The following is a 12,675-nucleotide window of genomic DNA, read 5'->3' as shown; positions in this document are numbered from 1 at the left end:
GTACGTACTATTACCGGCCACCTTTGGACAGTTCCCAGGCCGCCCAGACACCACGGGGGAGTTTTGATGCGTCATTTCGGACAGATTGCCCCTGATGTGCGGATGCGCCTCTTCCACCAGGAGCCCTGCACCTTCACGTCGGACTCCCCGGCACGGCTGCTGTCCGCTGCCCTGGGCGCCACGCTCTACAGCCCGGCCACCCGGCCCAGGCTCGCCGACGACATCCTCAAACAGAGCGCGTGCGGCGTGAGGTCGATGGTGCTGTGCCTGGAGGACTCGATCGACGACGCCGACGTACCGGTCGGCGAGGAGAACCTCGTCCGTCAGCTCACGCTCCTGGCAGAACTCCCCCGAGCTCGCGGCACCGCTCGAGCAGGGGAGCCCTCCGCCGACGCCGACATCCCCCTGCTGTTCGTCCGGGTCCGCACCCCCGAGCAGATACCCGACCTCGTACGGCGCCTCGGACCCGCCGTACGGCTGCTGTCCGGGTTCGTGCTGCCCAAGTTCACCGAGGAACGCGGCATGCCCTTCCTGGAGGCGCTCTCCGCCGCCGAGGCCGCCAGCGACCGCAGGCTCTTCGCCATGCCCGTGCTGGAGTCCCCGGACCTGTTGTACCGGGAGTCCCGGGTGCAGACGCTGGAGGGCATCTTCCGGGCGGTCGACAAGTACCGCGACCGCGTGCTCGCCCTCCGACTCGGCGTGACCGACTTCTGCTCCTCCTACGGGCTGCGCCGGGGCCCCGACATGACGGCGTACGACGTCCAGATCGTCGCCTCCGTGATCGCCGACGTGGTGAACATGCTCGCCCGGGCCGACGGCACCGGATTCACGGTCACCGGGCCGGTCTGGGAGTACTTCCGCGTCCAGGAGAGGATGTTCAAACCGCAACTGCGGCAGAGCCCCTTCCTGGAGGTGCAGGCCGTCGAACTGCGTCAGAAGCTGATCGAACACGCGATGGACGGCCTGCTGCGGGAAATCTCCCTGGACCGCGCCAACGGCCTGCTGGGCAAGACCTGCATCCACCCCTCGCACGTGCTCCCCGTGCACGCGCTGTCCGTCGTCAGCCACGAGGAGTTCAGCGACGCCCAGGACATCCTGCGGCCCGAACGCGGCGGCGGGGGTGTGCTGAGGTCCGCCTACACGAACAAGATGAACGAGGTGAAGCCCCACCGGGCCTGGGCCGAGCGCACGCTGCTGCGCGCCGAGGTCTTCGGGGTGGCGAACGAGGACATCGGCTTCGTGGAACTGCTCGCCGCCGGCCTGTCCGACTGAACGCAGGGAATCCATGACCGACGCAAGGAATTCATGACCGACGCAAGGGCCCATGCCACGGTGGACAACGGGAGGCACGAGTACATGACCGAGAGGGCGCGCGCGGAGGAGGGCGCCGGAGTCTGGTCCGGCAGCTGGGTCGCCGAGCGGCTGGGCGTCGAGCTCACCGGTGACGACAGGCTGACCGGCCTGCTGGGACTCGCCCTGCGCCGCAACCCCAAGCGCGCGCACCTGCTCGTCTCCAACGTGCTCGGCAAGCACGTCCCGCAGTCGCCCTCCGTCGTGTACGGCCACGGCGTCGCCCTCGGCCGCCGGGTCCGCGAACTGCTCGGCGCCGAGGCGGCCGAGGGCGCGGTCGTCCTCGGCTACGCGGAGACCGCCACCGGCCTCGGCCACTCGGTCGCCGACGGCCTAGGGCCCGCCCCGTACCTGCACTCCACCCGCCGTCCGGTCACCGGCGTCGCCCGGGCGGGCGGCTTCGAGGAGTCCCACTCGCACGCGACCTCCCACCTCCTGCTGCCCGAGAACCCGGCGCTGCTGGCCGGTGACGGGCCGCTGGTCCTCGTCGACGACGAGTTCTCCACCGGCAACACGGTCCTCAACACCGTCCGCGCCCTGCACGAGCGCTATCCCCGCGAGCGGTACGTCGTGGTGGCCCTCGTCGACATGCGCTCGCCCGCCGACGCCGGCCGGCTGGAGGACTTCGCCCGGGAGATCGGTGCCCGCGTGGACCTGGTGACGACCGCCTCGGGCACGGTCCGGCTGCCGGAGGGCGTACTGGAGAAGGGACAGGAACTGGTCGCCCGGTACGAGGCCCGCGCTGCGGGGCCGACCCCGGAAGGCCCGGTCGCAGGGACGCCCGACGCCGACGCCGCGGCAGCCGGCCCCGCAGCGGCCACCGGCAGCGTCGCGGTGGGACCGGCCGGAGAACGTCCGCTTGCTGGTGCTGGTGCTGGTGCTGGTGCTGGTGCCGGGCCTGGCCCCGCCCACGTGCCCGACTCCGAAGGCGCCGCTGCCGGTGCCGCCGCTCCCGCCCCGGTCCGCCCGGGAGCACACGCACACGGCGCCACCGCCCGTCCCGAGGTGCCCACCCCGTCTTCCCCCGGCTCCATCGCGCGCGTCGAACTGGGGTGGCCCGGCGGGCTCCCCGACGGGGGACGGCACGGATTCACGGCCGCACAGCGAGACCGGCTGGAGAGCGCCCTGCCCGCCATGGCGGAGCGGATCACCGAGGCGCTGCCCGCAGGCGCCCGCCGCGTGCTCGTCCTCGGCTTCGAGGAGCTGATGTACGCCCCGCTGCGTCTGGCCCACGCGCTGGAGCAGACCGCCGACGCCGACGTGCGCTACTCCACCACCACCCGCTCTCCGGTCCTCGCGGTCGACGACCCCGGATACGCGATACGCACCCGCCTCGTCTTTCCCGCGCACGACGACCCGGCCGACGGCCCCGGCGAGCGCTACGCCTACAACGTCGCGGGAGCCGGCTTCGACGCCGTCGTCGCCGTCGTCGACTCGGCCGCCGACACCCCCGCACTGCACGCGCCCGACGGTCTGCTGGCCCGGCTCGCCTCCCACGTCCCGCACGTTCTGCTCGCGGTCGTTCCGTCGTACGTCCCGCACGCCCCGCATGCCTCCGAAAGGCCCTCCATGCTGCCCGAGCCCCTGCGTGGTCCCGACTTCTCCTCGTACGCGCCCGACGAGGTCGGCTGGCTGCTCCAGGACCTCTCGGACGTGACGCTGGAGGCACCGACCGAGGAACGCGAGGAAGCGATCCAGAGCGGCGGCGCGCACTACGCGGAGTCGCTGCCCGTGGAGTACCAGCCCACCGAGCAGTACCAGGAGCTGTTCCACGCCGCCCTGGAGACGTCCTCCGCCCGGCTGGCCCGCGCCGTCGGCGCCGTCACCGAGATCGTGCTCGAGGAGCGGTCGCCCCGTCCCGTACTGGTCTCGCTCGCCCGCGCGGGCACCCCCGTCGGTATCCTGATGCGCCGCTGGGCGCAGTTCCGTCACGGTCTCGACCTTCCTCACTACGCCGTGTCGATCGTCCGGGGCCGCGGCATCGACGCCAACGCGCTGCGCTGGCTGGCCGACCGACACGACCCCTCCGACGTCGTCTTCGTCGACGGCTGGACCGGCAAGGGCGCCATCACCCGCGAACTCGCCGCCGCCCTGCGCGACTTCGAGGCTTCTGACGGCATCACCGGATTCGACCCGGAGATCGCCGTGCTGGCCGACCCCGGTTCCTGCGTACGCACCTACGGCACCCGCGACGACTTCCTCATCCCCTCCGCCTGCCTCAACTCCACGGTCTCCGGCCTGATATCCCGCACCGTGCTCCGCGCCGACCTCGTCGGCCGGCACGACTTCCACGGCGCGAAGTTCTACCGCGAACTCGCCGGCGCCGACCTGTCGCCGGCCTTCCTCGACGCCGTCTCCGCCCGCTACCCGGACGTCGCCGACACGGTCGAAGCCCAAGCCAAGGAGCTTCTCTCCGCCGACCGCACCCCCACCTGGGAGGGCTGGGCCGCCGTCGAGCGCATCAGCGAGGAGTACGGCATCCACGACGTGAACCTCGTCAAGCCCGGCGTCGGTGAGACCACCCGCGTGATGCTGCGCCGCGTGCCCTGGAAGGTGCTGGCCCGGGCCGGCGCGGGAGCCGACCTGGACCACGTACGCCTGCTGGCCGAACAGCGGGGCGTGCCCGTGGAGGAGGTCACCGACCTGCCCTACACCTGTGTCGGGCTGATCCACCCCAAGTACACGCGGGGCGCCACCGGCGCCGACGGCAAGGCGGTGGCGCTCTGATGCCGGTGCTCGTCGCGAGCGACCTCGACCGCACGCTGATCTACTCCGCCGCCGCACTCGGGCTGACCATGCCCGACCTGCGGGCACCCCGGCTGCTGTGCGTGGAGGTCTACGAGAGCAAACCCCTCTCCTACATGACCGAGACGGCAGCCGGGCTGCTGACCGACCTCGGTGACACGGCGGTCTTCGTGCCGACCACCACCCGGACCCGCGCGCAGTACCAGCGCATCAACCTCCCCGGCCCTCCGTCGAAGTACGCGATCTGCGCCAACGGCGGTCACCTGCTGGTGGACGGCGTCTCGGACCCGGACTGGCACGCGCGGGTGACCGCGCGGCTGGCCGACGAGTGCGCCTCGCTGGCCGAGGTCCGCGACCACCTGATGGACACCGCCGACCCGCTGTGGGTGCGCAAGCACCGGGTCGCCGAGGACCTCTTCGCCTACCTCGTCGTCGAGCGCGAACTACTGCCCGAGGACTGGGTGAAGGAACTCGCCGTGTGGGCCGAGAACCTCGGCTGGACCGTGTCCCTCCAGGGCCGCAAGATCTATGCCGTTCCCAAGCCGCTCACCAAGAGCGCCGCCGTGCACGAGGTCGCCCGCCGTACCGGCGCCGATCTCACCCTCGCCGCCGGCGACTCCCTCCTCGACGCCGATCTGCTGCTCGCCGCCGACCGGGGCTGGCGCCCCGGCCACGGAGAGCTGGCCGACTCCGACTGGACGGCACCGGCGATCAGCGCCTTGCCCGAGCGCGGCGTGCTGGCCGGTGAGCGGATCCTCCAAGAGTTCCTGCGTGCGGTGGGCCCGGCTCGCTGACCCCGTCCGGACCCCCGGCACTGTCTTCGGCACCGTCCCCGGTGCCGGAGCAGTCGTCGTCGGCCGGCGGACGTATGTCCTGTCCGCGGTCGTGTCCGCTCGCCCGCCTGCGATGGCCGGCCCCCGGCCGCAGCAGCCGCATGCCTATGAAGACCAGCAGCGCCAGGGCGGCGATCGCGAGGATCACCTTCGAGTACGTGGAGGCTATGCCCGAGACCTCGGACCAGTTGTCCCCCAGCGCGTAGCCCGCGAGGACGAACACGGTGTTCCAGATCGCGCTGCCCAGCGTGGTCAGCGCGAGGAAGACGGGAAGCCGCATCCGCTCCACGCCTGCCGGCACGGAGATCAGGCTGCGGAAGATCGGGATCATCCGGCCGAAGAACACCGCCTTGGTCCCGTGCTTCTGGAACCACGCCTCGGTCTTCTCTATGTCCGACACCTTCACCAGCGGCAGCTTGCCCGCTATCGCCACCGTACGGTCCCGGCCGAGCAACGCACCGACCCCGTACAGCGCGAGTGCGCCGATGACCGAACCCGCCGTCGTCCACAGCAGGACGGCGATCAGGTTCATCCGGCCGGAACTCGCCGCGAACCCGGCGAGCGGCAGGATCACTTCGCTCGGCAGGGGAGGGAAGAGGTTCTCCAGAGCGATGGCGAGGCCGGCGCCCGGTGCACCGAGCGCGTCCATGAGGTCGTTGATCCACTGCGGTGCCGCACCGCTGTCTGCGGCCGTCTGCGCTGCGATGGCTGTCATGGCGACCACGCTAGAAAATCGCAGCTGAAGGGAGACTGAGGAAGACCGCAAGATCGCCTGTGGTGTACCGCAGGCGGGAATTGTGGTTTTCCGCAGTGCGTGCCGTTGTCGCGCCCGGCTAGCCTCGCGATCATGCGAGACATGGCGCGACGCGTAGTGCGGTGCGGGGTGGGCCTCATCATGGGGGTCGCCGCCGCCGCCGTCGAGCTGCTCTTCGCCCTGTTGGCCGGTGCGGCCCTGTTGACCGTGGCGGCCTGGCCTGCCGGCCGGCGTGCCGTACTGCGCCCGGTCCTCGTGGGCGCGCGCAGACTGGCGGAGCTGGAGCGAGCCCGGCTGGCGATGTGGCTGGACCTCCGTGTCACGCCCGCGTACGAGGACGTGCGGGCGCTGCGGTACGTGGCCTGCCACTGGGCCCTGGGCGTCCTGGGCGGGGTGGTGATGCTGACCGCCGCGATCGGCCTCGGGTACGGCACCTTCGGGATATACGGCTGGCTCCTGCTGGACGGCATACGCAACCCCGGTTCGTTCGTCCTCGGCAGTCTGGGCGGCTTCTTTCTCGTGTTCCTCACCGTGCAGGGAATATTCGGCGTGGTCGGACTGGAGGGACAGCTGGCGCGTCACTTCCTCGGCCCTCGCCACCAGGAGGAGCTGGAGCGGCGGATCGCTGAGTTGTCCGCCAGCCGCGCCGCCGTGGTGGACGCGGTGAACGACGAACGACGCCGCATCGAGCGCGATCTGCACGACGGCGTGCAGCAGCGTCTCGTAGCCCTCGGCATGCTGCTCGGCCGTGCCCGCCGCAGCCAGGACGCCGACCGCCGGGACAAGCTGCTGGGCCAGGCCCACGACGAGAGCCGCCGCGCCCTGGACGAGCTGCGCGAGGTCGCCTGGCGGATCTACCCGACCACGCTGGACGAAGCGGGGCTGCGCGCGGCGCTGGAGACGGTCGCCGAGCGGGCGTCCGTGCCGGTGGGCGTGGAGTACGACCTCGCCGAGGAGCCCGAGCAGGCCGTGGCGACCGTCGCGTACTTCGTTGTCTGCGAGGCGGTCACGAACGCGGTCAAACATGCGGCGCCGACCCGGATAAGCGTCGCCGTCAGAGTGGAGGAGGACCGGATGTACGTGCGCGTCCAGGACGACGGATGCGGCGGGGCGAACGCCGCCGGCAGCGGACTGTTCGGGCTCGCCCGGCGCGTCGCCGCCCTCGACGGCAGTCTCAGCGTGGTCAGCCCGCCGGGCGGGCCCACCCTCGTGGCCGCGGAACTGCCATGCGGTTGATCCTCGCCGAGGACTCGACCCTGCTGCGGGAGGGGCTCGTGCGGCTGCTGGCAGAGGAAGGGCACGAGGTGCTCGCCGCCGTCGGCAATGCCGAGCTGCTGCTCAAGGCGGTCGCCGAGGACCCGCCGGACGTGGTCGTCGCTGATGTCCGGATGCCGCCCACCCACACGGACGAGGGCCTGCGCGCGGCTCTGGAGATACGCCGGCGCTGGCCGGCGGTCGGGGTGCTGGTGCTCTCGCAGTACGTCGAGAAGCGGTACGCGACCGAGTTGCTCACCGGTGAGACGGAAGGAGTGGGGTATCTGCTCAAGGACAGGGTGGTCCAGATCGACGAGTTCCTGGACGCGCTGGAGCGGGTGGCCGCCGGACGGGCCGCCTTCGACCCGGAGGTCGTCCGCCAGCTGCTCGGCCGCACGACCCACACCGACCTGCTCGCCCGGCTCACCGCGCGGGAGCAGGACGTACTGGCCGAGATGGCGCAGGGCCATACCAACGCGGCGATCGCGCGGCGGCTGCACATCTCGCAGAGCGCGGTGGAGAAGCACACCAACGCGATCTTCGACAAGCTGGAACTGACCGGGGGTGAGGGCTATTCGCGCAGAGTGCTGGCGGTGCTGCGCTATCTGGGCAGCTGAGGGAGGCGCTGGCTGAGGAGGCTGAAGGAGCAGCCGTCGACCGAGCAAGGCCGAGGCGCCGGCGCGGCTGCGCCGGGCGCGTGCCCCGGGCCGGGAGGTCAGCCGCAGCAGCCGCCGCCGCAGCAGCCGCCGCCACCCGACGAGGGTGCCGGGGCAGGCGCGGAGGACGAGCCGCCGACCGCGACCGTCGACAGCAGCTTCACCGTGTCGTCGTGGCCCGCCGGGCAGGCGGCGGGAGCGGAGGACTCGGCCATGGGGCGGCTCAGTTCGAAGGTGTCGTCGCAGCTCCGGCAGCGGTACTCGTAGCGAGGCATGCGCACAGGTTAACCGGCCCGGCCGGGTGGCTCGCCCCGGCGACGAGAACCCGGTACGGAATGCGGACCGGGGACGCGGCGCGAACCCGGTGGGGAGCGGAAACGAGAGCCCGGGCGGGGGCGCACCGGGTATCCGCAACCGGCGACCGCTCGGTGGTCAGTGGCCGGCTCCGCGTTCCTCACGGATCCGGGTGACCACGTGGGCGACCGTCTGTCGGACCGCTTCCGTCTCCGTCAGGAAGTGCCAGTAGTCGGGGTGCCGGCCCTCCAGCACGGTGATCGCGCGCTCGAGCCGGGCCACGGCGTCGTCCAGCGGGCGCGCGTGCCGCGGGTCGGGGGTGTTGCGGCCCGCCATGGCCAGGCGCTGGGCGTCGCGGATCGCGAAGCGGGTGCGTTCGATTTCCTGCTGAGGGTCCTTCTGCACGGCGTTCAGCTGCCGCAGCCGGTCGCCGGCGGCGGAGACGGCCTCGTCGGTCGAGTTCAGCAGCGCCCGTGCCGTCGACAGCAGAGCGGTGGCGTCGGGCCAGCGCTGTTCGTCGCGGGCGGTCTGGGCTTCGGCCAGCTTCCGTTCGGCCTGCCGGACGGATTCGGTGGCCTGGTCCGGTACGTGCTGGAGGTCCTGCCAGCAGGCGACGGTGAAGCGCCGCCGTAGCTCGCTCAGTACCGGTTCGACCTGGTCGGTGCGGGTGGTCAGGGCCTGGGCGCGGGTGCGCAGGGAGACCAGCCGGTGGCCGATCTCGGCGGCGCGTTCGGGCAGTCGTTCGGCTTCGGCACGGACCGATTCGGCCTCTCGGGTGACGCGTTCCGCCCGCTCGAGGGTCTGGGGGACGCCGTGTTGTCCGGCGCCCTGGTTCAGCCGGGTGAGCTCCGGGCCGAGCGTGGCGAGCCGGGCGGCGAGGTCGTCCGCTCGCAGCCCGGATCCCCGGGCGGCGTCCAGGGCGTTGGAGGCGGCGAGCAGGGCCTGCCGGGCGCGTTCGACAGAGGGTGCCAGCCGGGCCAGCTGGTTCTCGGCCTTGCCCAGCAGGGAGCCGAGGCCGTCGGCGAAGCGGTCGAGGTCCTGCCTGACCCGGCTGAGCTCGTTCTTGGCGGCGGTCAGTTCGCTGCGGGCGCGGGAGGCCGCCGACGCGTCCAGGTCGTCCCGGTCCAGGTCATGGGCGTCGACGGCGCTGATGTACTGGTGGCTGACCTCGTCGATGCGCCGGCCGAGTGCCTCGAAGTCGGTGACCGCGCGCCGGGCGGCGGGGGAGGCGTCGACGGCCGCGATCGTCTCGATCGAGATCCGCAGGTCCCGTTGGGCGGTGTCCAGTTCGTAGAAGGCGGCCGCCGCGTCGTCCTTCGCGGCCTGCGCCTCCGCCCGCTGGTTCTCGGCCCGCCCGCCGAACCAGCGGCGGGTGCCGCCCCCGGCGAACGCGGCGGGCAGCGTCAGCACGGCGAGGAGCGGCAGGCCCACGAGGGTGAGCGTGTCGCGGACCGCGCCTGGCGTGCGGCGGCGGCGCTGGTGGGAATGGTGCGGCAGGCGCTGCGCGCGCGGCACCATCGGCGAGTACGGCTGCGATGGTGTCGCCGTCACATCCCTCTCCCGTGTCGTCCGTCCTGCCCGGGTTCATTCTCCCACCCGTTAGGGACGAACACACGGGCCGGTCAGTTCGCCGTTCGGATCGTGACTTCGCCGTCCTGGGTCCGCGCGGTCACCACATGGGAGCTGGCTTCGTCCCGGGGCACGGACACGTCGACCGATCCGTCGTCGCTCTCGGCGGACACCTTGTACGTGTCCCGGGGCAGGGAGACCGTCACGGAGCCGTCGTCGCTGCGGGTCTCCACCCGGTCCGGGACGGATCCGAGTGCGAGGCGGACCGAGCCGTCCTTGGTGGACGCGTTCACCCGGCGCGAGGTGACGTCCGCGCGCAGCGATCCGTCGTCGCTGTGCAGTTCCAGCGGCCCGGTGGCGTCGCTGACGTGTACGGATCCGTCGGCCGTGCGGATCTCCAGCGCCTCCCGGAAGCCCTGCGCCCGCACGCTGCCGTCGTCGGTCCTCACCTTGACGGCGATGCCGCGCGGTATCTCCACGCGGTGCTTGGTGGCGCAGTCGGCGACCAGGCCGGAGCAGTGCGTCCGCAGCTTCAGCCGGTCGCCGTCCATGTTCCAGGTCACCTCGGGGTGGGAGCCGAGGGCGACCGAGCCCTGGAACCACCGGGTCACCTCGACCTTGCCGGACGGATTGCCGTCGACGGCGACGATCTCCAGTGCGGAGTCGTCGGCGTCGATGGTGAGGGCGTCGCCCTGAAGGGCGAAGGACCGCTGCTCGGGGTCCTTGTCGTCCGAGGCGGAGGCGCAGGCACTGAGACCCGCGACGAGAACGGCGACGGTGCCGACGGCGGCGAAGGCGCGAGCGGGAAGGGTACGGGTGGCCATGACGAGTTTCCCCCTGGAACGGACGGCGAGGTGCCTCGTTCGGGGATCTTTCCGGAGCGGAAGGAGCCCTTTCCCGACGAGGCTCTCAGACTGTAGGAGGGCACGGGCCCGCGCCGGGATGCGGCCCGCTACCGGTTCGGGGGTGGGGTTAACCCCAGGCCGAGGCGCCGATGGCAGCAGGTTTGCCGGGCAGTACCCCGGGCCATGTAGGCTGTCGACTCGTCCTGGGTGCGTAGCTCAGGGGTAGAGCGCCTGCCTTACAAGCAGGATGTCGGCGGTTCGAAACCGTCCGCGCCCACCAGGACCGGCGCTGCTGTCGTCGGTGGAGAGGCCTCCGGAAGTATTCCGGGGGCCTCTCGCATGCGGTCGTACGTGTTCTCCCTGGGGTGAGGTCCGTTCTCCCTGGGATGCGGTCCGTGAGCAGTCCCCGGCGGTGCCTCCGGCGCCCACCCGTGCGGGGACGGCAGGCTGACGAGCAGGAACGGGCTCGGCCGACTCGGCAGGGACTTGAACGTCCTCGGCGGTCTCACGAGCTCTGCCCGGGGACGCCTCCTCAGGCGTCCTCGGGCGGGGGCTCCCGGTCCGTGGCCCGGTGGGCGCGTTTCAGCTCCGAGCGTGCGTTCACCTGGTCGGGGCCGGTGATCTCCGACCAGTAGCGATGGGTGCTGACGAACACGGCGAGTTCGCGCTCGCGCTGCCGGAGCTTCTCCACCTCGGCCTGTTCGTCCGCCGACCAGCCGGGCGAGGCCGGGCGCTCGACCTTGCGCCAGCCGCCCGCGTCGCTGAATCCGTCGAGCGGCTCGACGGACCAGGGAAGTCTTTTCAGCAGGGCCGACAGCTCGGCCCGGACCTGGTGCAGTTCCTCCTGACCGGCGAGGAGGTCACTGGGGAAGTCATAGGTCGTAGCCACATCCCAATGATACGTCTGTTCGATTTTGACGCGCGCGTTCCCTTCCGTGGTTCACGCGAAAGGGCGGCCTTCCTGGGGATCCGCTGTCGGGGTGCCGATCCGCTGCCGAGGCCGACTGTCGGACCCCTGCCCTACCGTGAAGAACATGGACGATGGAGACGAGCGGCCCGGGCGTGCCGGAGGGCGGGTGTGCCTGGTCCCCTGGGCGGAGGGGGACCTGTGGCTGCTGCGCAGGACCAACAGTCCCGAGATGACCGCGCACCTGGGCGGGCCGGAGACCGAGGAGCAGCTCTCGGCGCGGCACCGGCGGTACACGGGGCTCGGGGCGGGGCGGATGTACCGGGTCACGCTGGCGGACGGCGGCGAGACGGTCGGCTCGATCGGGTACTGGCAGCGGACCTGGCGGGGCGCGGAGGTCTGGGAGACCGGGTGGGCGGTGTTGCCGGAGTTCCAGGGGCGGGGGCTGGCTGTCCGGGCGGCTCGTGCCGTGCGGGAGGCGGCCCGGGCCGACGGGGCGCACCGGTACCTGCACGCCTTCCCGAGCGTCGGCCACGCTGCTTCCAACGCTGTCTGCCGCGGGGCCGGGTTCACCCTGCTCGGGCAGGCCGACTTCGAGTATCCGAAGGGCCACTGGATCAGATCGAACGACTGGCGGGTGGACCTGGAGAGGGGAGACTGACGTCATGTGCCGCAGCATCAAGACACTGCGTCCGCCCGTGCTGGCCGAGGAGGCCACCGAGGACGAGATCAGGGCCGCCGCCCTGCAGTACGTGCGCAAGGTTTCCGGGTTCCGTGCGCCGGCCGCGCACAATCGGGAAGTCTTCGAACAGGCCGTGGAGGCCATCACCGGGGCCACGGCCGAACTGCTGGCAGGCCTGGAGGTACGGGGAGGCGCCGGCACACGGCGTGCCTCGTGAGACCGAGACCCCGGCACCGGGACGCGGGGACACCCGCATTTCGTGACCGGCCTGGCCGGTACCCGAGCGGTCGGCCGGGAACGGGGACGGTGCGGGGTCCGCACCCCGGCTCGGCGGGCGGCCGAGGACGCCGACAGGGCGGCGTTCACCGACCGGGGGTCGGAGTACGCCGCCCTGGGGCGGTGCGGGTCGGTGCGGGGCGCGGCCGACGGCCCGCGCTGTCACGTCGGCTACTTCGGGTCACGGTTGAAGGACGCCTTCGACCAGAGGTAGCCGAGTGCGGTGAGAGCCAGGCACCAGGCGACCGCGAGCCAGCCGTTGTGGCCGATGCCGGTGCCGAGCAGCAGGCCGCGCAGGGTCTCGATGGCCGGGGTGAACGGCTGGTACTCGGCGATCGGCTGGAACCAGCCGGGCATCGCGTCGACCGGCACGAAGGTGCTGGAGATGAGCGGGAGGAAGATGAGCGGCATCGCGTTGTTGCTGGCGGCCTCGGCGTTCGGGCTGACCAGACCCATGCCGACCGCGATCCAGGTGAGCGCGAGAGTGAAGAGCACCAGCAGTCCGAGTGC

The 12,675-nt window shown here is 71.9% G+C and carries 13 protein-coding genes and 1 tRNA gene; 8 read left to right on the top strand and 6 right to left on the bottom strand.

Going from position 1 to position 12,675, the window contains the following annotated elements; translation table 11 throughout:
• The first annotated feature begins 66 nt into the window (after positions 1-66).
• The 3 genes from ACP4IX_RS06575 (at position 67) to ACP4IX_RS06565 (ending at position 4,889) form a co-directional block, all read left to right on the top strand.
• Positions 67-1,272, top strand: a complete 1,206-nt coding sequence (locus ACP4IX_RS06575) for an HpcH/HpaI aldolase/citrate lyase family protein (protein WP_426554970.1) — start codon at positions 67-69, stop codon at positions 1,270-1,272.
• Between the two features lie 84 nt (positions 1,273-1,356).
• Entirely contained in the window at positions 1,357-4,077 is a 2,721-nt protein-coding gene (locus ACP4IX_RS06570) for a phosphoribosyltransferase (RefSeq protein ID WP_426555077.1), read from the top strand.
• Positions 4,077-4,889 (top strand): HAD family hydrolase, encoded by an 813-nt coding sequence (locus ACP4IX_RS06565; protein ID WP_426554969.1) that lies wholly within the window; start codon positions 4,077-4,079, stop codon positions 4,887-4,889. The genes ACP4IX_RS06570 and ACP4IX_RS06565 overlap by 1 nt, the downstream gene beginning before the upstream one ends.
• Here the strand turns inward: ACP4IX_RS06565 and ACP4IX_RS06560 are convergent.
• Entirely contained in the window at positions 4,807-5,643 is an 837-nt protein-coding gene (locus ACP4IX_RS06560; RefSeq protein WP_426554968.1) for a DedA family protein, read from the bottom strand. The two genes, ACP4IX_RS06565 and ACP4IX_RS06560, sit on opposite strands and share 83 nt — an antisense overlap.
• A 132-nt stretch (positions 5,644-5,775) precedes the next feature.
• Here ACP4IX_RS06560 and ACP4IX_RS06555 point away from each other — a divergent pair, with 132 nt between their 5' ends.
• Together ACP4IX_RS06555 and ACP4IX_RS06550 are read left to right on the top strand one after the other, a co-directional pair.
• The gene (locus tag ACP4IX_RS06555; protein ID WP_426519485.1) at positions 5,776-6,918 is read left to right on the top strand and encodes a histidine kinase; all 1,143 of its coding nucleotides are present in this window, start codon (positions 5,776-5,778) and stop codon (positions 6,916-6,918) included.
• A complete protein-coding gene (locus tag ACP4IX_RS06550) occupies positions 6,909-7,553 on the top strand; it encodes a response regulator transcription factor (RefSeq protein ID WP_426519483.1) in 645 nt (214 codons plus the stop codon). Before ACP4IX_RS06555 ends, ACP4IX_RS06550 begins: the two co-directional genes overlap by 10 nt.
• Positions 7,554-7,651: 98 nt before the next feature.
• On the opposite strand, the gene ACP4IX_RS06545 is transcribed toward ACP4IX_RS06550, so the two are convergent.
• The 3 genes from ACP4IX_RS06545 to ACP4IX_RS06535 all read right to left on the bottom strand — a co-directional run bounded on the left by ACP4IX_RS06545 (position 7,652) and on the right by ACP4IX_RS06535 (position 10,279).
• A complete protein-coding gene (locus ACP4IX_RS06545) occupies positions 7,652-7,867 on the bottom strand; it encodes an FmdB family zinc ribbon protein (RefSeq protein ID WP_426519481.1) in 216 nt (71 codons plus the stop codon).
• A 157-nt stretch (positions 7,868-8,024) separates the two neighbouring features.
• Entirely contained in the window at positions 8,025-9,437 is a 1,413-nt protein-coding gene (locus ACP4IX_RS06540) for a hypothetical protein (protein ID WP_426554967.1), read from the bottom strand.
• Between the two features lie 71 nt (positions 9,438-9,508).
• On the bottom strand, positions 9,509-10,279 hold the full coding sequence (locus ACP4IX_RS06535; RefSeq protein WP_426554966.1) for a DUF4097 family beta strand repeat-containing protein: 771 nt from the start codon (positions 10,277-10,279) through the stop codon (positions 9,509-9,511).
• 226 nt (positions 10,280-10,505) lie between these two features.
• Here ACP4IX_RS06535 and ACP4IX_RS06530 point away from each other — a divergent pair.
• Positions 10,506-10,580: transfer RNA gene (locus ACP4IX_RS06530), tRNA-Val, on the top strand.
• Between the two features lie 252 nt (positions 10,581-10,832).
• Here ACP4IX_RS06530 and ACP4IX_RS06525 read toward each other — a convergent pair.
• Complete coding sequence (locus tag ACP4IX_RS06525) at positions 10,833-11,189, bottom strand: hypothetical protein (RefSeq protein ID WP_426519475.1); 357 nt, start codon at positions 11,187-11,189, stop codon at positions 10,833-10,835.
• 145 nt (positions 11,190-11,334) lie between these two features.
• On the opposite strand from ACP4IX_RS06525, the gene ACP4IX_RS06520 reads away from it, so the two are divergent.
• Positions 11,335-11,868 (top strand): GNAT family N-acetyltransferase, encoded by a 534-nt coding sequence (locus ACP4IX_RS06520; protein ID WP_426554965.1) that lies wholly within the window; start codon positions 11,335-11,337, stop codon positions 11,866-11,868.
• A gap of 4 nt (positions 11,869-11,872) precedes the next feature.
• Positions 11,873-12,106: a DUF2277 domain-containing protein gene (locus ACP4IX_RS06515; RefSeq protein WP_426519471.1), complete on the top strand. Its 234-nt coding sequence runs from the start codon at positions 11,873-11,875 to the stop codon at positions 12,104-12,106.
• A gap of 230 nt (positions 12,107-12,336) precedes the next feature.
• Here ACP4IX_RS06515 and ACP4IX_RS06510 read toward each other — a convergent pair.
• A partial coding sequence (locus tag ACP4IX_RS06510) for an ABC transporter permease (protein ID WP_426554964.1) occupies positions 12,337-12,675 on the bottom strand: 339 nt, incomplete at its 5' end.

The organism is Streptomyces sp. WG5, assembly GCF_049974565.1.
Taxonomy (GTDB): domain Bacteria; phylum Actinomycetota; class Actinomycetes; order Streptomycetales; family Streptomycetaceae; genus Streptomyces.
Note: the sequence above shows the minus strand (reverse complement) of the source record. Positions and strands in the feature narration are given on the sequence as shown.